This window comes from Sphingomonas sp. PP-CC-1A-547 (assembly GCF_003610375.1).
In the GTDB taxonomy this organism is placed as follows: Bacteria; Pseudomonadota; Alphaproteobacteria; order Sphingomonadales; family Sphingomonadaceae; genus Sphingomonas.
Window position 1 is genome coordinate 439,899 of the sequence record NZ_RAPZ01000011.1, and the last position, 19,097, is coordinate 458,995.

The window sequence follows — 19,097 nt, forward strand, 5'->3', positions numbered from 1 at the left end:
GGAAGGTACTGCGATTAGGCGGCAATCCGACGACGTGTTGTGCTCTGTCCGCTTGCGACCTTACGGTCGTTAGCAGCCGGAAACCCCGTCAACCAAGACAAGCATCTCACTACCCCGGCGTAGGCCGGGGCCCAGTTGGGAGCCGCTGCCAACTGAGCGGTGAGCTTCGTCACCGAGATCTCACTACCTGGACCCCGGCCTTCGCCGGGGAGGTTGGCTAGAAGAGCCTGCCGTTTACCCACTGCCGACAAGTGGCTGCCAAGTTGCGGGGAGCGTCGCGGAATCGCGCAGTTCGGCGACACGGAGCAATTAGATCAGCTTTGACGCTGAGCAACCGTCTGCCGTGGTCTCGCCCAAGCCCAAGCCCAAGCCCAAGCCCAAGCCCAAGCCCAAGCCCAAGCCCAAGCCCAAGCCCTAAAGCCGCGGCAGTGTCACCCCCCGCTGCCCCATATATTTCCCTGCCCGGTCCGCATAACTCACTTCGCAAGGCTCGTTCCCCTTGAGGAACAGAAACTGGCACGCGCCCTCGTTCGCATAGATCTTGGCCGGCAGCGGCGTAGTGTTGGAGAATTCCAGCGTCACATGCCCCTCCCATTCCGGCTCCAGCGGCGTCACGTTGACGATGATCCCGCACCGCGCATAAGTCGACTTACCCAGGCAGATTACCAGCACGTCGCGCGGCACGCGAAAATATTCGACGGTGCGTGCGAGCGCGAAGCTGTTCGGCGGGATGATGCAGACGTCGGTCTTGCGATCGACGAAGCTGTTCGCGGCGAAGTCCTTCGGGTCGACGATCGCGCTGTCGACGTTGGTGAAGATCTTGAACTCGTCGGCAACGCGCGCGTCATAGCCGTAGGACGACAGCCCGTACGAGATGCAGCCGTCGCGGCGCTGGGCTTCGTGGAACGGTTCGATCATCGCATCGCCCAGCGCGCGCTCGCGGATCCAGCGGTCGGACATCACGGACATGGCAACTCCCTTTTCGCGAGCGGCTTTCGCCCGGATGCCGGCCGACGGCAAGAGGGACGCGCCGAATCACGTGCAGCCCCGTCCGCACCTCTCCACGAAGCGTCTGCTTACGCGCGTAGGCTATTGATGCGGTCGAGCGGTGGCGTCACAATGCAACGTCACGGTCATCGCGGTCGAGACTGCGCCATCGGTGCTGGCCCGACGGCTAGAAGGGAAGCTGGCTTGAAGTTCATCGAGACCTCGTCACCCAATTTCGACGATCGATCGCTGCCCATCACGATGATCGTGCTGCATTATACCGGCATGAAGGACGGCGCGTCGGCGATCGCCCGGTTGCGCGATCCCGAGGCGAAGGTGTCATCGCATTACCTGGTCGAGGAGGACGGCACCGTCCTCCGGATGGTCGCGGAGGACAAGCGCGCTTGGCACGCGGGCAAGTCGCATTGGCGCGACGTCGACGACGTCAACTCGGCGAGCATTGGCATCGAGATCGTCAATCCCGGCCACGAGTTCGGCTATCGCCCGTTCCCGCTCGAGCAGATCGCATCGGTCGTGCAGCTGGTCGCCGAGATCAAGGATCGCCACGAGATCACGCGCGGCAACATCGTCGGCCATTCGGACATCGCCCCGGTCCGCAAGCGCGATCCGGGCGAGCTGTTCCCGTGGCACGAACTGGCACGGCGCCGGCTGGCATTGCCGCGACCGACCAAGAATCTGATGGACCCGGGCTGGACCGAAGGCGGCTTCTGCCTCGCGCTCGAACGCTTCGGCTATGACGTCGAGAACCGAATGGCGGCGACGATGGCGTTCCAGCGGCGCTTCCGTCCCGAACTGGTCGACGGCGAGGTCGATGCGGAGTGCCGATGCATCCTGCTGGCGTTGTTGCTGCCCAAGCCAATGGGCGACGACTGACGAACGCTACGGTCTCCCCTCCCTGGAAGGGAGGGGCAGGGGGTGGGTCGGCCAGCTTTTGTCGTAACCGTTCCATGATGCGGAAGCCTACCCACCCCCGACCCCTCCCTTCCAGGGAGGGGAGAGCGTTTCGCCTGTAAGAGTGCCCCCGCTAAAAACGGTGGTGCATCGCCCGCGCCCGCGCTAGGGCTCGCCTCGCCAGAGGGTCGGGCGGCCGCGGGTGTTTTCGGACACGCGAGGAAAGTCCGGGCTCCGCGAAACGACGGTGCCGGGTAACGCCCGGCGAGGGTGACCTCAGGGAAAGTGCCACAGAGAGCAGACGGCCAACCCTCGACCTCGGTCGGGGCGGTCAGAGTGAAAGGGTGCGGTAAGAGCGCACCGCGCGCCTGGCAACAGGGGCGGCACGGCAAACCCCACCGGGAGCAAGATCGAATAGGGGTGGCACATGGGCTTCGTTTCAGCTCGTCACCCGGGTTGATTGCTTGAGGCGACGGGCAACCGTCGTCCTAGAGGAATGGTCGCCTAACTTCCGTATCGAAGGATCGGAAATGGACAGAACCCGGCTTACAGACCCTCTGGCATCCTTCCCCGAACCATTGCAGACTGCGCACAAATAACGCTGGGCTGCGACGTGGGGAATGTAATGCGTATCAGGACGATCGCGCTGTTGGGTGCAGGCGTGTTGGCGGTGGCGGGTGCGCTAGTCCCCGTTGGGGCGCAGACACCGTCGTCGGCGACGACAATTCAGCAGGACTTCGACGCAGCAACGGCGCTGGATGCGAAATCCGACCGCGCGGCGTCGCTGGCGGCCTGGGAGAAACTGGAAGCGCGAACCAAGCCCGGATCACGCAGTCGCGGTATCGTGCTAGTCCGCAAGGCGCCGACTCTGTTCGCCCTGAACCGCGCTGACGAATCGGTTAAGGCTGCACGGGCAGGGCTCGCCTTGTTGCCGGCGGACGATGCCAGTCTTGCAGAAGATCGGACGCGCGCCTTCCTCATCCTCGGCCAGGTCGCCACCGATACGCTCGATTATGCGGGCGCCGTGACCGCACTCCAGCAGGCGGAGGCGAGCGCGATCAGTACCGCCGATAAGCTCGGGGCCATGCTCTCGCTGGTGACCGCGCAGATATTCATCGATCCCACCGCCGCGGCGGCGACGTTGGCACGCAGCGACGCGTTGGTCGGCACGGTGAAGCTCGAAAAGAGCGTCGCCGCGCGGTTCGCGCGTGAGCGGACCCTCCTGAAGCTCAACACCGGTGACATCGCCGGTGCCCGCGCCAGCGCGTTGCAGGCGATCCGGCTTCTCGGCGGCCTCGAAACCGACAAGGTCGATATCATGGACGCATCGGCGCGCTCCGATGCCGCGATCGCGTTCCTGCTGAGCGGCAATGCCGACGAAGCGCGGCGCTACATGGCCTATACTGGTGCCGGACGCATGGTGAAGGGATCGTTCGATCCTGCCGCGGAAATGCGCTCGCCGGATTGTGGCGGCGATGCCGGTCTCAAGCCGCAGGACGTCGCGGTGGTCGAATTCAACATCGCGTCCGACGGTACGATCGACCAGGCGGCGCCGATCTATGCCGCGGGTGGCGGCCAGGTCGCGCTCGAGTTCGCGCGGGCGGTCAAGGGTTGGTCGTGGCCTGCCGAAAAGGTCCAGGCGATCCCGGCCTTTTATCGCTATCACGTGCGGGTCGAGATGCGCTGTTCGACCGCGTTCGAACGGCCGTCGATCGACGACGGACTGGACGACGTCCTGGAACAGTGGCTTTCCAGCAAGGGCGTCACGGTCGCTCCTGCACCGACCGGCTCGCAGGCGGCAGCACTCGCCGGACAGCGCGCCGAACTCGCATCGGCGACCGCCCAATCGCCTAATGGTTTGCGTACGCTCGCCGCGATCTATCGCCTGACGAACAATCCTACGGTAGCGCGGGAAGAGCGTGCGGCCTTGGCTGCGCGGGCGCTGTCGATCGCGGTCGCCAACGATGCACCGCCTAGTGCGCGGCTGACGTTCGACCTGCCAGGACGCGTCGATGCGGTGACCGACATCTGGCGGCCGGGGGTATTCGAACGGACGCTGACGCCCATGGTATCGGAACCCGTCTACGCGAACGACCCGCAGGCGCGGGCGGCGATCCGGTTGATGATGGTCGACGGCGCCGTCGCACGGACGCGAAAATCCGAGAAGAACGACACGGCGATCGTTACGCTTCGGCAAGTGGCGGACGACAAAGCCTTGAAGCCGAACGATCCGCTGCGCGTCGGCGCGCTGATCCGCATCGCATCGATCGAAGAGCGCAACGGCGAGATCGATGCGGCGCGGGCGACATTCGCGTCGAGTGGTCTGACCGCGAACCAGTGCGCGATCATGGATGCACCGCCGAAGATGGTATCCCAGCCGGGATCGGAAGCGTTCCCGATGGAAGCGATGCGTTGGGGTTTCGAAGGGTGGACCCAGGTTCAGTTCGACATCGGCGCGGACGGCAACGTGATCAATCAGCGCGCCCTGTTGAGCTATCCCCCGTTCATCTTCTCGGAGGCGGGGACCAAGTTCTTCACCAAGGCCAAATACGCCAAGACGTATCGTCCCGATGGGGGGCTCGGTTGCGGCGCCACGACGACCCGTATCAAGTTCCTGCTGCCAGACTCGGCACGGCGCGGCTCGTAAGCGAAAGGCAGCCCCTTCCCACGGCCATGGTGGGAAGGGGGGTGCTTTACACCAGCACCTTGTCCGGCCGACCGACCTCTTCGAGCACGGTCGTCGAATCGATCTCCATCATTGGTTTGATCAGCCCGTCGCGGATGTCGTAGACCCAGCCGTGCAGCAGCACTTCCTGGCCCCGCGCAAACGCACCCTGGATCGTCTTGGTGCGCGCGAGCCGGACGAGCTGGTCGCGGACGTTCACCTCGACCAGCCGGTTGACCTTCTGCTCGCGGTCAGGCTGCGCGTCGATCTCGTCGGCATGATCGTGCAGCACGCAGCGCGCGGTGCTGAGCCAGTCGTCGACGGGGCCGGTCGTGCCGCCGTCGAGCGTCGCGCGGATCCCGCCGCACGCATAATGCCCGCAGATGATGATGTGCCGCACGCCGAGCACGTCGATCGCATATTGCAGCACCGACATCAGGTTCATGTCGTCGTCGTTGACGAGGTTGGCGATGTTGCGGTGGATGAACATGTTGCCGGGTGGCGTCATCGTCATCTGCTCCGGACCGACGCGGCTGTCCGAACAGCCGATCCACAGGAACTCCGGGTTCTGGCCGACCAGCTGACGCTGGAAGAAGTCGGCGCTCTCCTCAATGATCTCGGCCGCCCACGCCTTGTTGGCGAGCAGGAGCTGCTTGTACTGCCTCATGCGAAACGGACCTCGGTCTGGGGGGCGTTGATCAGCTTGACCGTGCGCATCGCGAGATCGCCGCGGATGAGCACGGTGATGCCGCGATACTGCGCGCCCTTGATGAACGCGTTGATGATGTCGACGTTGTCGAGATCGACATAGCTGGTCGACGACAGGTCGATCAGCAGGTTCGCATTGTCGGGCACCTTGGCGAGCGACTTCTGCAATTCATACTTGTGGATGAAGTACAGGTTGCGTCGCGCGCGGACGAGGCAGTCCTCGTCGTCGCAGGCAAACGTGATCGCGGTGCGGAAGTTGCGCGCGACGACGAACACGAAGCCGACCGCAAGGCCGATGACGATCCCTTCGAGCAGGTCGGTGAACAGGATCGCAGCGACCGTGACGACGAACGGAATGAACTGCGTCCAGCCCTGCTTGAAGCGCTCGGTGTAGAGCTTGGGCTTGGTCAGCTTGTAGCCTGTCGCGATCAGCACGGCGGCGAGCGCCGACAGCGGGATCAGGTTGAGCACCGCGGGGATCAGCGCGACGCTGACCAGCAGCCAGAAGCCGTGCAGGATCGTCGACAGCTTGCTCTCGGCCTTGGCATCGACGTTGGCGGACGAACGCACGATCACCGAGGTGACGGGCAGGCCACCGATCAGGCCCGACAGGATGTTGCCGCCGCCCTGCGCCATCAATTCCCAGTTCTTGTCGGTCGAGCGACGACGCGGATCGATCTCATCGACCGCCTTGACGCTCAGCAGCGATTCGAGGCTGGCGACGATCGCGAGCGTGACCGCGCTGCTCCAGACGATGCCCATCGTGATCCCGGAAAAATCGGGGAAAGTGAACAGCGACGGAAATTGCGAGAGCGTCTGCGTGATCGGCACCTGCACGAGATGCGTCGCCTGGAGCTGCCAGTCGGGCTTCACGGCACCGAGCAGCATGTTGCCGAAGATACCGATCAGCACGACCACCAGGGGGCCGGGGACGAAGCGCAGTGGGCCGTCCTTGGGCTTGGCGCCGTCCCACCAGAACAGGAAAGCTAGGCTGACCGACGCGATCAGGATGGCGCCCGGAGTCACGGCTGCGCTGAGGCTGTCGAAGATCCGCGAGAAGGTATTGATGCCGTTCGCGGTGGTGAATTCGAAGATGCCCTCGGCCTCGCGGTCGAAGCCGACGGCGTGGGGGATCTGCTTGAGGATCAGGATCAGGCCGATTGCCGCGAGCATGCCGGTGATGACCGACGACGGCACGAATTCGCTGAGGATGCCGGCGCGGGTCAGCGAGAAGCAGATTTGGAGAACGCCCGCGAGCACGACTGCCATCAGGAACATCTGGTAGCTTGGCATGCTCTCGATCGCGGTCAGCACGATCACGGTCAGGCCGGCGGCGGGGCCGCTGACCGACAGCGGCGACTTCGAGAACAGGCCGACCGCGATGCCGCCGACGATCCCCGAGATGATGCCCGCGAACAGCGGCGCACCCGACGCGAGCGCAACGCCAAGACAGAGGGGAAGCGCGACGAGCGCGACGACGATGGAGGCGGGAAGATCCGCGCGCCATGTGGTAAGCTTTGGAATGAGAGTCGGCACCAGGGCTCCTGTCCTTAAGGTGTCGGCCGGGAATACGTCCGCACCGGACGCATCTATCCATGCCACATGACAAATAGTTCATGTTCAGTAATCGATGAACGGTGTCTGACTCAAGTTGGAATGTTGCGACGCGGAAGACTGTCGGATCGGGCATGTTTACGTCGCCATCGCTGCGTGCGGTTGCGTTGTCCGTGGGGACGCCTATCTCGGACCGCTATGGCTCGAAGCACGACACGATCTTCAGACTGGGGTTTTCCGCGCTGGCGCGAATATGGCGCAAGCACCGAGGCGGTGACCGTCCGTCTGTGCGATAGGCATGGCTGCAACGAGCCCGGCAACTGCCCGGCGCCCAAATCGCCCAACAGCCCGGACCGCTGGTATTTCTGCATGAACCACGCCGGCGAATATAATCGCGGCTGGAATTATTTCGAAGGCTTGAGCGCGGAGGAAGCGGCCGAGCGCGAGGCGGCGGAAACGCGCACCGCGGACGGCTACACCGATCCCAAGCATTACGCCTGGGCCGGCTCGGGCGACGGCAGCCGCTCGCGCGACGAGATGCGCGCGCTGGAGGTGCTGGACCTCGAGCCCGACGCGACGTTTGAGGACGTGCGCGCGGCGTGGCGGCGGATGGCGAAGGCGAATCATCCGGATGTGCGCCCGAACGACAAGGACGCGGCGAAGCGGTTTCAGGGCGTGCAGGCGGCGTATGAGGTGCTGAAAGTGGCCGAGGATCAGCGGACCTGGAAACCGGCGTGATCCGCGTCCTCGCCAGTCGCTGGCAAGGCAGCGTTCTCGTCTGCGGCAAGTGTTCGAAGAAACTCGATGGCGGATTTGGCGAAAAGGGCCGGACGCCCCTTGTGAAGCTGTTGCGTCAGGCACTCGGCGTCAAGAAGGGCCGCAAGGCAGAACGCGGAGTGGTAAAGGTCAAGTGCCTCGGAGTTTGCCCGAAGAACGCAGTGGTGATGGTCGATGGCGCTCGACCGGATCGGTGGGTGCTCGTCCCGGCTGGTGCGGACGTGACCGAGGTCGTTGCGAACCTCACCGAATACGCAGCAACCTGACGATCCTCCCCCGCCAAGGGGAGGTGGCTGGCCCTTGCCAGACGGAGGGGGAGGAAGGGGTAACCTCTGTTGCGTGTTCCTCCCCCTCCGTCACCTTCGGCGACACCTCCCCCTGGCGGGGGAGGATCGAAAGGTTCAGCCGGCGTACCGCTCCGCCGTCTCGCGAATCAAAGCGATCATATTCGGAATCCCCTGCGTCCGGTTCGAGCTCAGCTGCTTGCTCAGGTCGAACGGCGCCAGTTCCGCCTTGATATCTGTCGCGACGATCGCATCCGGCACCTGATCTTGCACCGTCAGCAATACCAGAGCGATGATCCCCTTGGTGATCGCCGCATTCGAATCCGCCAGGAAGTGCAGTCGACCATCGTCAGTCGTAGTCGGATAAACCCAGACCGAAGCTGAACACCCCCGCACCAACGTCGCATCGGTCTTCAGCGCCTCCGGCATCGGTTCAAGCTCTTTGCCAAGGTCAATCAGCAGGCGATAGCGGTCGTCAGGTTCAAGGAAGTCGTATTCCTCGCGAATGTCGGTGAGAGTGGCCATGCCGTGGGCGGTAGCGGGTCAGCCTTGGCGCTTCAACATCATGTTCCCCCGCGAAGGCGGGGGCCCAGTCTGGACCCCCGCCTTCGCGGGGGAACATACTTGCGGGGCGAGACTTAAAGGTCCACCCCGGCAGCGATCGCCTCGAGCTTCTTGATCCGCTCCTTCAAGTCCGCGATCTCGATCCGCGATCCGGTCGACACCGCGACCGGCATGCGGCCGTCCTGCATGTTATCCAGCTCCATCCGCCGCAGCGACAGCCATCCGCGCCATCCGGCCAATCCGCCTGCGACGATCATCGCCAGCCCCGCAAGGCTCGCCAGCGCCAGGGTGATATAGATGTTCGGTTCGATCATGTCCGCCTCCTAGCGGTCGCGGAGCCGTTCGATCTCTCGGTCGAGATCGACGCTCTTGTGGTTGTCGGTGATCACGCGCTCCAGCACCTGGATGCGCTCCTTCATCTGTTGCACCTCGTCGCGGAGCCGCGCCGCCTCTGGGTCGTTCATCAGCGACGAGCCCTCGGCATGTCGGCCGCTCTTGTGGCGCGATTTGAAGATGCCGGTAATCATCACGATCAGGACGATCATCACGACCATCACCTGTCCACCATTCATGATCTTGTCTCCTAACGGGTCGGTCTAGTTGGCCAGGCGTTCGGTCGCGGGACCGGTATCGCGGAGCAGGTCGATCTCGTTCGAGAGCTCGATCCCACGGTCGGTGACGATCCGTTCGAGCACCCGGACGCGCTGTTCGAGGCGGTCGGTATGCGCCGCATATTGCGCGGACTTCTCGGCGATCATCTGCGCGTCGAGTTCCATGCGGCGGTGCCGGTAGGCGAACCAGGGCCTGACGAAGACACCGCCGAAGATCGCCAGCAGTCCGCAGCAGATGCCGAGGATCGGGATGAGCAAGGGGCTAAGCATGATCGAGTCCTTCAGCGGTCGCGGAGGGCGTCGATCTCGCGAGCTGTGCGCTCGGCGGGATCGGTAGCGATGCGTTCGAGGACCGCGATCCGCTCCTCGAGGCGGGAAACCTGACCGGTAAGGCGCTCATTCTCGCTGCTGAGCAGTTCGACCTTTCGTTCGCCAGCCGGGTCCTGCTTGTGCCCGCCGCCCCAGTTCATCGAGTTGCCCCAGTCGTCGCTCGGCGGATAGCCGTGCTTCGTACGGATCCAGTTGTTGACGATCCAGCCTACGGTCGTGATCGCGATGATGGCGATAATGAAACCTGGTCCACCCCAAGCCATAGTCATTCTCCCTGTTGACGCCGCGTCTCAGCGCAGGCTGTCGATCTCTGCCGCGAGGCTGTTGCTTGAGCGGCTGGTATAGTGCGTCTCGATGTCGGCGAGGCGGCGGTCGATGTCGCGAAACTTGCTGCGGACCTCTGCGGTCGAACGCTTCGGGTTCGACCGGACGCCCTGCCAGAACTTCGCGTCGTCGGGCGTCTCGTACAGGCCGATCGGCTTGGCATGGCCCATCCAGGCAACCATCCAATAGGCCAGCAGCGTCCAGGGAAAGCCCCCCGCAAGTGTCAGGACGACCATGCCGACACGGACGAAGAGCGCATCGACGCCGGTATAGTCGGCGATCCCGGCACAGACGCCCTTCCACTTGGCGTTCTGCTTATCGAGGTAAAACTGTGTGCGGCTGCCGGACATCTCAGTTCCTCCGATCAGAAGTGCGGTCGGACTGAAGGTCCGACAGATACGGCGATTGCGTGGTGCCGAGACCCGGCTTCCAGTCGGGATTGTCGGCGGCGATGATCCGTTCGACGGTCATCACGCGGTCCTCGAGGCGGCGGGCCAAGGCCTGCATCTCGTCGAGCAGGCGTTCATCCTCCTCGGTGATCCGCGGCGCCTGCTTCCACTTGGTGATGTAGTGCAGGATCACCCACGGCAGCCCGATGAAGAGCACGGCGCAGACGAGAACGGGCATCAGGTCATCCATCTCAATCGTCCTTCTTCATGCGCGCCTTGAGCGCGGCGAGCTGGGCGTTGACCTTGTCGTCGCTGCGCAGCTCGGCGATTTCCTCTTCGAGCGTCTTGACGACGCCTAGCCCCATCGCATCCGCGCGGCCTTCGGCTTCATCGACGCGGCGGTCGAGGATGTCGAAGCGGCTGAACGCCTCATGCGTCTTCGGGCCGTTGTACATTTCCCGAAGGCGCGTCCGGTTGTTCGCGCTCTCCAGCCGGGTCTGCACCGCGTTCTGCTTGGTGCGCGCCTCGCGGAGCTTGGTCTGGAGCTTGGCGATGTCCTCTTCCGACGCGCGCAGCGCATCGTCGAGCACGCCGACCTCGCCCTTCAACTGCTCGGCCATGTCGAACGCCTTCTGACGCTCGACCAGGGCTGCCTTGGCAAGATCCTCACGGTCCTTGCTCAGCGCCAGTTCGGCCTTCTCGGTCCAGTTGTCCTGAAGCTGCTCCAGCTTCGAGATATGGCGGCGCATCTCCTTCTGGTCGGCGATGGTGCGCGCGGCGGAGGCGCGAACCTCGACCAATGTTTCCTCCATCTCCAGGATGATCATGCGGATCATCTTCGACGGATCTTCGGCCTTCTCGATGAGATCGGCGAAGTTGGCGGCGACGATGTCGCGGGTGCGGGAAAAGATGCCCATGTAAATCCTACTCCAGGGGTCGGCCCTAGGCTCTTGGCGAGCCGTCGGGGGTCTTATGCCACGATTGCGGTGGTTGCCGCGATAGGCGTCATGTTGGTTGCGGTCGCAGGTCCCACCGCGCCGATGACGCAAGTTGCGCTGGCGACGATGGTGCAGAGGGCGGCGACGACGGTGCGGGCGATGTTGGTGTTGAACATGGTGGGTCCCCTTTAAGGATGGTTGGTTCCGCTATTTGGCGGGTTGCCTGAAGCATTGCATGTGTCGTGCCAGTTTCGAAAACGGCGGATTTGCAGGGCTTTGCGCGATTTCGACCGTCGGACAGGCACCGCAAGCTTGCCAAGAGTTGGGAATTCGCGCCACATCTTCGCCATGGAGAGAACAACCCAGGTCATCGGCGAGTCCGGCACGTTCATGGCCGCGCTCGAACGCGCATCGCGGGCGGCGGCGTTGGACCGGCCGGTACTGGTGATCGGCGAGCGTGGCACGGGCAAGGAACTCGTCGCCGAACGCCTCCACCGCCTGTCGCCGCGGTGGGACCAGCCGCTGGTGATCATGAACTGCGCGGCGCTGCCCGAGACGCTGATCGAGGCGGAATTGTTCGGGCATGAGGCCGGCGCGTTCACCGGCGCGACGAAGGCTCGGGTAGGGCGGTTCGAGGAGGCGGACGGGGGAACGCTGTTCCTCGACGAGCTCGGCACGCTGTCGATGGCGGCGCAGGACCGGCTGCTGCGCGCGGTCGAATATGGCGAGATCACGCGGATCGGCTCGTCGCGACCCATGCGCGTCGACGTCCGGATCGTGGCGGCGACCAACGAGCATCTGCCGGACAAGGTCGACCGGCACGAGTTCCGGGCCGATCTGCTCGACCGGTTGTCGTTCGAGGTGGTGACGTTGCCACCTCTGCGCGCGCGAACCGGGGACGTGGTGGTGCTGGCGGAGCATTTCGGCCGGCGCATGGCGTCTGAGTTGGGCCGCGAACGCTGGGAGGGGTTCGGCCCGGCAGCGATGGACGCGCTGATCGCTTATAGCTGGCCCGGTAACGTCCGCGAACTCCGCAACGTCGTCGAGCGCGCAGTGTACCGCTGGGAGCAGGCGGGACCGATCGATGCGATCGAGATTGACCCGTTCCAGTCGCCACACCGGCCGGGCGCCTCGACCGTCCCTAGGCCTATGGTTGTGGCGCCGCGCGCGGCCGAACCGGACGAAGCCGAGGACCCGGTCGTCGCGTGCGAAGAAGGCCCCTCGGACTTCAAGTCCCGCGTATCCCGCTTCGAACGCGACCTGCTCTCGCGCGCGCTGTCGGAACATCGTTTCAACCAACGCGCCACCGCCGAAGCGCTAGGCCTGAGCTACGACCAACTCCGCCACGCCCTGAAACGCCACGACCTCCTAAACGCGGGAGCTTGAGCTAATCCTCCCCCGCAAGGGGGAGGTGGCTGGCTCTTGCCAGACGGAGGGGGAGGACACGGAGCAGAGGTTTCGCGTGCCTCCCCCTCTGTCACCTTCGGCGCCACCTCCCCCTTGCGGGGGAGGATCGTAGGTGTTTCGTCACCCGCTCTTCCCCACCAACCCCACCAGCTTCTTCAACTTCGGCGCGACCACCGGCACGGTCAGCATCGTGCTCGCCAGCGCCATCAGCAGCAGCGCGGTGAACGTCTCATTCGTGATGATCTTCTTATCCAGAAGGATGTTGACGAAGATGATCATGATTAGCGCCTTGGTCTGGAGCAGCCAGCCGATCGCCGACGCCTCGCCCGGCCGCCACTTCAGGATCCGTCCCGCCGCGTGAACCCCCGCCAGCTTGCCGCCGACCGACGCGACCAGCAGCAACGCCGCCGCCCCGAACACCGCGTAACCGCCGACCGCCCACTGCGTCTTCAATCCCGTCGACAGAAAGAACACCGGCATCACGGCCAGCAGCACGAAGTGGCGGAACTGGTCCATCTTCGCGGTGGTAAACCATTTCGAATCGAGCACCGCGCCAGACAGGAACGCGCCGACCATGAAGTGCAGCCCCGCCCAATCCGCCGCGAACCCGCAGCCGGCAAGCCAGATCAGGCTTACATACCAGCGATCGCGCTCCTCGATCCGCGCCATCAGTTTGCGTACGATCAACGTCGCGACCGCGAACCCGACCAGGAAGGCGCCTTGCCGACCGACCCGCTCCCAATCGAGCAGGATCAGCGCGAGAACACCCCAGATCGCGATGTCGTCGAGGCTGGCATAGCGCAGGATCCGCTGGCCGATCGGCTGGCGCAGTACGTCGAGCTTCTCGAGAAACAGCACCAGGATCGGCAGCGCGGTGACCGCGCACGCCATGCCAATGCCGAGCACGACCTGCCACGTCGCACCGTCCGGCCCGCGCCAGCCTGGGTAGCGCAACATTAGCACCGCGGCGATGCTGCCGGTAAGGAGCGGCACCGCGAGCGCCAGCCCCGCCGTCACGCCAGTCTCGCTGCGGCGCTTCCACGCCTCGCCGAGATCGAGTTCGATGCCGGCAACCCAGACGAACATCATCACCGCCCACCACGCGATGCCGTTCAGAGAGCCCAAAGTCGCGGGCGTGAAGACCGTCGCGTAATAGTCGGGATACGCCGCCCCCAGCACGCCCGGCCCGAGCAGGATCCCGCCAAAGATCTGCACCACCACCAGCGGCGCCCAGTAATCGGTCCGCCCGAGCCGCCACACCAGATACGGCACGGTAAAAATGATGAGTATCGCGAGGAGGAAGACCTCCGTCGGCGTCATGGCGTGCATGTGGATCCCCCGCGCCGGTCGGTTCCCCCGCCGGCTTTGTTACGGTAGCGGTATTATGCGGTCGACGCGGGCACGGCAATATGCGGACGCCGGGATCGACCCAGCCCGGTTCATTCTTTCCAATGCTTCATAACGGGACAGGCGTCGTCAAAGCGCGGCGGACGCACTGGTCGAAGCGCGACGTTCCGTGCGATCACGCAGCCCATATTGTCTGTGGGCCACCGCCGCGGAACGAAGAGGATCTCGGATGAAACGATCGTTGCTCGCCCTCGCGCTGTTCGCCGCCCCCGCGTTCGCACAGAGCTCGGCGCCGTTCACGGTGAACGGGCAGGGGTTCGGGACGTTGCAGGAGGCGGTCTCGTCGATCCGGCTGGGCACCGCGACGATCCTGATCGCACCGGGCACCTACCGGCAGTGCGCGGTCCAGGCCGGCGGCCACATCACCTTCAAGGCGGTAAAGCCCGGCACCGCGATCTTCGAGAAGGTCGCCTGCGAGGACAAGGCGGCGCTGGTCCTGCGCGGGCAGGGCTCGGTCGTCGATGGCCTCGTTTTCCGCGGCTATCGCGTGTCGGACGGCAATGGGGCGGGCATCCGCACCGAGATGGGCGACCTGACCGTCACCAACGCGATGTTCCTCGACAGCCAGGAGGGCATCCTCGGCGGCGAGCCGACCGGTCAGAAGATCCTGATCGACCATTCCACCTTCGCAGGGCTCGGCCAGTGCGACGAATCGCCAGGCTGTTCGCATGCGATCTACCTTGCCAACAAAGGCAGTGTGACGATCACCAACTCGCGGTTCGAGCGCGGTACCGGCGGGCACTACGTCAAGCTGCGCGTGCCGACCGTGTCGATCACCGACAACAGCTTCGACGATACGGCGGGCAAGAAGACCAACTACATGATCGACCTGCCCGAAGGCGCGACGGGCCTGATCGCGCGCAACACCTTCGTGCAGGGGCGCAACAAGGAGAACCACACCGGCCTGATCGTGGTCGCGGCAGAGGCGCAGACGTATCCCTCGACCGGGTTGCGGATCGAAGGTAACGACGCACGACTGTCGCCTGGGGACAGCAGCAGCCCCGCATTCCTTGCGGACTACAGCCACGACAAGCTGGCGTTGGGGGCGAACCGGCTGGGCACCGGGTTGCGGGCGTTCGAGACGCGGTGAACTGATCCGCATCCCACCCACTATTCGTCACCCCAGCGAAAGCTGGGGTATCCCGGTTGGGATAGGCTCGCACGGTCACGGGGAGATCCCAGCTTTCGCTGGGATGACGGATTTGGAGGGAAGCGGCACCGCACCGAACATTGCTTTTTGGGTAAGGTTCGACCCTCAGTTAGCGCACGTACTCGCAGCCCCCGGATCCAGATCCAGACACCGCCCATCCAGCCCGCTAACCGGCAACCCGATCGTCGCCGCCAGGGTCGGCACGATATCCACCGTCTCCACCGACAGCGGCTGCTCGAACCCCGTCATCCCCTTGCGCCAGAACAGGATCGGCACGCGGCGGTCGTAATCCCACGGCGACCCATGCGTCTCGACATAGCCACCTGCCGGGGAGACGATCGTCGTCACGCGTGGCTTGAGTAGCACCACCATCTGGCCCGACCGCTCCGGATAGAACGACGCCCGCGCCCGCTCGATCAGCGTCCACGTCTCGGGCGGGGACTTCGCCATCGGCGTCGCCATGATCTCGGCAGCCGAGTACGCACCCGCAATCTGCGGCATCGCGCGATACCGCCGCAGCGCTTCGGCAAGCACCTTCGCCTGCGTCTTCGCCGGCAGCGTGTCGTCGATATAAACGTCGCCTTCGGTCCCGAGCAGCACGCTACCCGGCAGCCCCATGTCCTTGGCAATCGCGGTGCCGACCTGCTTGGCGAGGACGTTCTCGTCCATATGCGCCTCCATCGGCATCGCGCGCTGCTGCTGGCGTTCGGTCGCGTCGTGCGCGCCGTGATCCGCGGTCAGCACGACCTCGTAATCGACCCCGGTCTCGTCCATCACCGCGAAGAAATCGCCCAGTGTCTTGTCGAGCTGCGCCATCTGGATGCACATCTCCGACCCCTGCGTACCGTAGGTATGCCCGATATAGTCCGTCGCCGACGCGCCGATATCGATGATGTCGGTTTGCGGCCCCTTGCCGAGCTTCATGTCCTGCACCAGCGCCGCCGCCATCGCGAACACCGCAGCGTCGGAGGCTGGCGACACGCGGAAGCCTTTCGCGTCGCTGGCGTCGCGCTCGAAGCGCCCTTGGCCATAGGTCTTGCCCGCGATCACGATCGGATGGTTCACGCCCGCGCAGTAACCCGGCAATGGCAGCGCCGCCTGCGGCTTGGCGATCAGCGCGGCGACCGCGTCGCGCGTGCGCTGCACCGCCGGCGGCACCGCGCGGCCGGCATACGACACATACGTCTTGCCGTCCCACCACCAAAGCTCGTCGACCTTGTGCCCGCCCATCATCACCGCCGCGCGGTCCTTCCCCGCGACCGACACCGAGCGGGTCCGCGGATCGCGCGCCTTCATCATCTCGCCGAGCGTCGGCACCTTCAGGTGCATGTCGGACACGGTGTAGCTGTCGTGCGTGCTGCCGGTGACGCGTTCGTCCTCCGAGCAGTAGACGATCTTGTCGGGCCGCCCGGCGCGCTGGTCGATCCAGTTGTTGGCGATGATCCCGGTATGCGCGGGCCGCATCCCGGTCAGGATCGTCGAGTGGCCAGGGCACGTCTCGGTTGCCGCGTGGCTCTGATACCCGCTCGGGAACACCGCGCCGTTCAGCAGCCGGGTGAAGCCACCGGTATAGTGGTTGCGATATTGCTGGAACAGGTCGGCGGCGAACTGGTCGACCGAGATCGCGACGATCAGTTTCGGCGGAGTCGTCGGGGTCGCCGCGGGGGGCGCCGCCGTCTGGGCAGAGACCGAAGAAGCCGAAGTCAGCAGGAGCGCGGCGATAAGTGCTTTCACGAACAGTCCTTTAGCCAGCAACGTCCCTTGAGCAGGGCCGTCGCTTTGAAGTGCAATACGACAAGGTCACCGCTATGGCTTTGCGCGATGAACGAAACAAGGATGGCCATGCGCGGATTACGTTGCGTCCTCATGACGGTCTTGCTGGCCGTCTGCGGGCTGGCGAGTGCGCCCGCGCTTGCGGAATCGCTGAACGGCTCCAGCCAGCATCTGATGATGAAGCTGGTCGCCGAAAGCGATCACCCGAAAGCCGGCGCGCCGTTGACGATCGCGTTGGCAACGACGCCAGAGACCGGCTGGCACGGCTATTGGCGCAACCCGGGCGATGCGGGCTTTCCGGCGACGTTCGACTGGACTTTGCCGACGGGCGCGAAGGCGGGCGAGCCCGAATGGCCGGTGCCGACGACGCTGCTGATCGCTGGCCTGATGAACTATGTCTACGAGGCGCCCTATGCGCCGCTAGTGACGATCCAGGTTCCGGCGGGGCTGGCGGTAGGCACGAAATTCCCGATCCGCCTGAAGACGAGCTATCTCGTCTGCTCCGCGACGATCTGTGTACCCGAGGAAAAGGCGCTGTCGCTCGACCTCACGATCGGTGACGGCGTGCCGTCTCAGGCCGCCGCATTCGCGGGCTGGCGTCAGGCGATCCCCAAGCCGCTCGATGCCGGCGCGACCTACGCAGCAAGCAACGGGACGATGCGGATCGCGGTGCCGTTTCCGGCGGGCGCGAAGATCGACAAGGCGTATTTCTTCCCGGTCACCACCGGCGCGATCGAGAACGGCGCGGCGCAGACGGTCATGCGCGACGGCGATCGGCTGACGATCAGCACCAAGGTTGCGGCGAACGCCAAGGTTGGCGGACCGATCGAGGGCGTGCTCCGGATCGGTGACGGGCAGGGGCTCGGCGTCAAGGCAACGCCCGGTGCGGTGGCCGAAGCGGCCGGCGGCGACGCGACCAGCACCAGCGGCGAAAGCCTCTGGTTGACCGCGCTGATCGCGTTCGCCGGAGCAGTGCTCGGCGGCCTGATCCTCAACATCATGCCCTGCGTGTTCCCGATCCTCAGCCTCAAGGCGCTCAGCCTCGCTCGTGGTGGTGCGAGCGAGAAGGACGCGCGGGGCGAGGCGTTGGCTTACACCGCGGGCGTCGTGCTGGTCTGCCTCGGTCTCGGCGGCGCGATCCTCGCGTTGCGCGCAGGCGGCTCCGCAGTCGGCTGGGCGTTCCAGTTGCAGCATCCCGGCGCGATCGTCGCGCTGCTGTTGCTGAGCACCGCGATCGCGTTCAACCTCGCCGGACTGTTCGAGGTCCCGACACCCCGCTTTGCCGGCGAGAGTGGCGCGAGCGGCGCGTTCGCGACCGGAGCACTTGCCGCGTTCATCGCGACGCCGTGCACCGGGCCGTTCATGGGCGCAGCGCTCGGCGCGGCGCTGGTGCTGCCGTGGCCCGCGGCACTCGCAGTGTTCGGCGGGCTCGGGATCGGCTTGTCGCTCCCCTTCCTCGCGATCGGGTTCATTCCATCATGGCGACGGTGGCTGCCAAAGCCCGGCGCGTGGATGGAGACGTTCCGTCACATCCTGTCGGTGCCGATGTTCCTCACCGCGATCGCGCTGGGCTGGGTGCTCGGGCGCCAGACCGGCGTGGATACGCTGACGCTCGCGCTGGTCGCGGTGCTGGCGGTCGGCGCGGTGCTGTGGATCGGCGGCTCGCGCCAGCGCAAGGGCAAGTCGTTCGGCGCGGTCGCGCAGGTGCTCTTGCTGGTGGTCTTCGTCGGCAGCGCGGTATTGATCTCACGTGCGCCGCCGGTCGCCGCCAAGACTGCGACCGCGGGTGACGAGGCGTTCACCGAGGCCAAGCTCGCCTCGCTGCGCGCCGAAAAGCGCCCGGTGTTCGTCTACTTCACCGCCGACTGGTGCCTGACGTGCAAGGTCAACGAGAAGGCGGCGATCGATACGACAGGCGTCCGCGACGCCTTCGCCAAGCACAGCGTCGCGGCGCTGATCGGCGACTGGACCGACGGCGACCCGGTCATGGGCCGCTTCATCCAAGCCCACAACCGCGCCGGCGTGCCGCTGTACCTATACTACGCGCCGGGCGCAGCCGAACCCACCGTCCTCCCGCAGGTCCTCACGCCGGGCCTGCTGGAGGGATTGGGCGCCTGAACCGACCCTCCCCCGCCAGGGGGAGGTGGCTGGCGCTCGCCAGACGGAGGGGGAGGTAAGGGTGAGTTCCGTTGCGTGTTCCTCCCCCTCCGTCGCTTCGCGCCACCTCCCCCTTGCGGGGGAGGATTGAACGGTCACCAGCCGACCAATGCTTACACAGAAGGACTTGTGCAGCGCAGCGATGCGTTGCAGCATGGAA

The 19,097-nt window shown here is 65.2% G+C and carries 21 protein-coding genes and 1 other RNA gene; 8 read left to right on the plus strand and 14 right to left on the minus strand.

What is annotated here, in order from left to right; all coding sequences use genetic code 11:
• Positions 1-414: 414 nt before the first annotated feature.
• A complete protein-coding gene (gene dcd / locus C8J39_RS08295; protein WP_055878967.1) occupies positions 415-969 on the minus strand; it encodes a dCTP deaminase in 555 nt (184 codons plus the stop codon).
• Positions 970-1,248: 279 nt separating this feature from the next.
• Here dcd and C8J39_RS08300 point away from each other — a divergent pair, with 279 nt between their 5' ends.
• The 3 genes from C8J39_RS08300 to C8J39_RS08310 all read left to right on the plus strand — a co-directional run bounded on the left by C8J39_RS08300 (position 1,249) and on the right by C8J39_RS08310 (position 4,546).
• Entirely contained in the window at positions 1,249-1,881 is a 633-nt protein-coding gene (locus tag C8J39_RS08300) for an N-acetylmuramoyl-L-alanine amidase (protein ID WP_243649936.1), read from the plus strand.
• A gap of 198 nt (positions 1,882-2,079) precedes the next feature.
• Positions 2,080-2,464: RNase P RNA component class A (rnpB, locus tag C8J39_RS08305), an RNA gene on the plus strand.
• A 60-nt stretch (positions 2,465-2,524) separates the two neighbouring features.
• Positions 2,525-4,546: a hypothetical protein gene (locus tag C8J39_RS08310; RefSeq protein WP_120300043.1), complete on the plus strand. Its 2,022-nt coding sequence runs from the start codon at positions 2,525-2,527 to the stop codon at positions 4,544-4,546.
• A 46-nt stretch (positions 4,547-4,592) separates the two neighbouring features.
• Here the strand turns inward: C8J39_RS08310 and C8J39_RS08315 are convergent, their stop codons facing one another.
• The gene (locus C8J39_RS08315) at positions 4,593-5,231 is read right to left on the minus strand and encodes a carbonic anhydrase (protein ID WP_120300044.1); all 639 of its coding nucleotides are present in this window, start codon (positions 5,229-5,231) and stop codon (positions 4,593-4,595) included.
• Positions 5,228-6,808, minus strand: coding sequence for a SulP family inorganic anion transporter (locus C8J39_RS08320; protein WP_120300045.1), 1,581 nt, complete (start codon positions 6,806-6,808; stop codon positions 5,228-5,230). The genes C8J39_RS08315 and C8J39_RS08320 overlap by 4 nt, the downstream gene beginning before the upstream one ends.
• Before the next feature lie 216 nt (positions 6,809-7,024).
• Here C8J39_RS08320 and C8J39_RS08325 point away from each other — a divergent pair, with 216 nt between their 5' ends.
• Complete coding sequence (locus C8J39_RS08325; protein ID WP_056058203.1) at positions 7,025-7,564, plus strand: J domain-containing protein; 540 nt, start codon at positions 7,025-7,027, stop codon at positions 7,562-7,564.
• Entirely contained in the window at positions 7,561-7,869 is a 309-nt protein-coding gene (locus C8J39_RS08330; RefSeq protein ID WP_183037957.1) for a (2Fe-2S) ferredoxin domain-containing protein, read from the plus strand. The genes C8J39_RS08325 and C8J39_RS08330 overlap by 4 nt, the downstream gene beginning before the upstream one ends.
• Before the next feature lie 135 nt (positions 7,870-8,004).
• Here the strand turns inward: C8J39_RS08330 and C8J39_RS08335 are convergent, their stop codons facing one another.
• The 9 genes from C8J39_RS08335 to C8J39_RS18730 form a co-directional block, all read right to left on the minus strand.
• The gene (locus C8J39_RS08335; protein WP_120300046.1) at positions 8,005-8,412 is read right to left on the minus strand and encodes a SufE family protein; all 408 of its coding nucleotides are present in this window, start codon (positions 8,410-8,412) and stop codon (positions 8,005-8,007) included.
• 113 nt (positions 8,413-8,525) lie between these two features.
• Positions 8,526-8,765, minus strand: coding sequence for a hypothetical protein (locus tag C8J39_RS08340; protein WP_120300047.1), 240 nt, complete (start codon positions 8,763-8,765; stop codon positions 8,526-8,528).
• A gap of 9 nt (positions 8,766-8,774) precedes the next feature.
• The gene (locus tag C8J39_RS08345; protein WP_120300048.1) at positions 8,775-9,023 is read right to left on the minus strand and encodes a hypothetical protein; all 249 of its coding nucleotides are present in this window, start codon (positions 9,021-9,023) and stop codon (positions 8,775-8,777) included.
• Positions 9,024-9,047: 24 nt separating this feature from the next.
• Positions 9,048-9,332 carry a hypothetical protein gene (locus C8J39_RS08350; protein WP_056058216.1) on the minus strand — a complete coding sequence of 95 codons (285 nt, stop codon included), beginning with the start codon at positions 9,330-9,332 and terminating at the stop codon, positions 9,048-9,050.
• 11 nt (positions 9,333-9,343) lie between these two features.
• Complete coding sequence (locus tag C8J39_RS08355) at positions 9,344-9,655, minus strand: bZIP transcription factor (RefSeq protein ID WP_056058221.1); 312 nt, start codon at positions 9,653-9,655, stop codon at positions 9,344-9,346.
• Between the two features lie 27 nt (positions 9,656-9,682).
• A complete protein-coding gene (gene pspC / locus C8J39_RS08360; RefSeq protein WP_056482352.1) occupies positions 9,683-10,066 on the minus strand; it encodes an envelope stress response membrane protein PspC in 384 nt (127 codons plus the stop codon).
• Position 10,067: 1 nt separating this feature from the next.
• Entirely contained in the window at positions 10,068-10,355 is a 288-nt protein-coding gene (gene pspB, locus C8J39_RS08365; RefSeq protein WP_120300049.1) for an envelope stress response membrane protein PspB, read from the minus strand.
• Between the two features lies 1 nt (position 10,356).
• Complete coding sequence (pspA, locus tag C8J39_RS08370; protein ID WP_120300050.1) at positions 10,357-11,022, minus strand: phage shock protein PspA; 666 nt, start codon at positions 11,020-11,022, stop codon at positions 10,357-10,359.
• Between the two features lie 53 nt (positions 11,023-11,075).
• Positions 11,076-11,219, minus strand: coding sequence for a hypothetical protein (locus C8J39_RS18730; RefSeq protein WP_165895165.1), 144 nt, complete (start codon positions 11,217-11,219; stop codon positions 11,076-11,078).
• Between the two features lie 172 nt (positions 11,220-11,391).
• Here C8J39_RS18730 and pspF point away from each other — a divergent pair, with 172 nt between their 5' ends.
• Entirely contained in the window at positions 11,392-12,429 is a 1,038-nt protein-coding gene (gene pspF, locus C8J39_RS08375; RefSeq protein ID WP_120300051.1) for a phage shock protein operon transcriptional activator, read from the plus strand.
• A 141-nt stretch (positions 12,430-12,570) separates the two neighbouring features.
• On the opposite strand, the gene C8J39_RS08380 is transcribed toward pspF, so the two are convergent.
• Positions 12,571-13,779: a cation:proton antiporter gene (locus tag C8J39_RS08380; protein ID WP_120300052.1), complete on the minus strand. Its 1,209-nt coding sequence runs from the start codon at positions 13,777-13,779 to the stop codon at positions 12,571-12,573.
• Between the two features lie 247 nt (positions 13,780-14,026).
• Between C8J39_RS08380 and C8J39_RS08385 the strand changes: the two genes are divergently transcribed.
• Complete coding sequence (locus C8J39_RS08385) at positions 14,027-14,947, plus strand: right-handed parallel beta-helix repeat-containing protein (protein ID WP_120300053.1); 921 nt, start codon at positions 14,027-14,029, stop codon at positions 14,945-14,947.
• Positions 14,948-15,112: 165 nt separating this feature from the next.
• On the opposite strand, the gene C8J39_RS08390 is transcribed toward C8J39_RS08385, so the two are convergent.
• Entirely contained in the window at positions 15,113-16,741 is a 1,629-nt protein-coding gene (locus C8J39_RS08390; protein ID WP_120300483.1) for an alkaline phosphatase family protein, read from the minus strand.
• A gap of 108 nt (positions 16,742-16,849) precedes the next feature.
• On the opposite strand from C8J39_RS08390, the gene C8J39_RS08395 reads away from it, so the two are divergent.
• The gene (locus C8J39_RS08395; RefSeq protein ID WP_183037958.1) at positions 16,850-18,898 is read left to right on the plus strand and encodes a protein-disulfide reductase DsbD; all 2,049 of its coding nucleotides are present in this window, start codon (positions 16,850-16,852) and stop codon (positions 18,896-18,898) included.
• Positions 18,899-19,097: the final 199 nt, after the last annotated feature.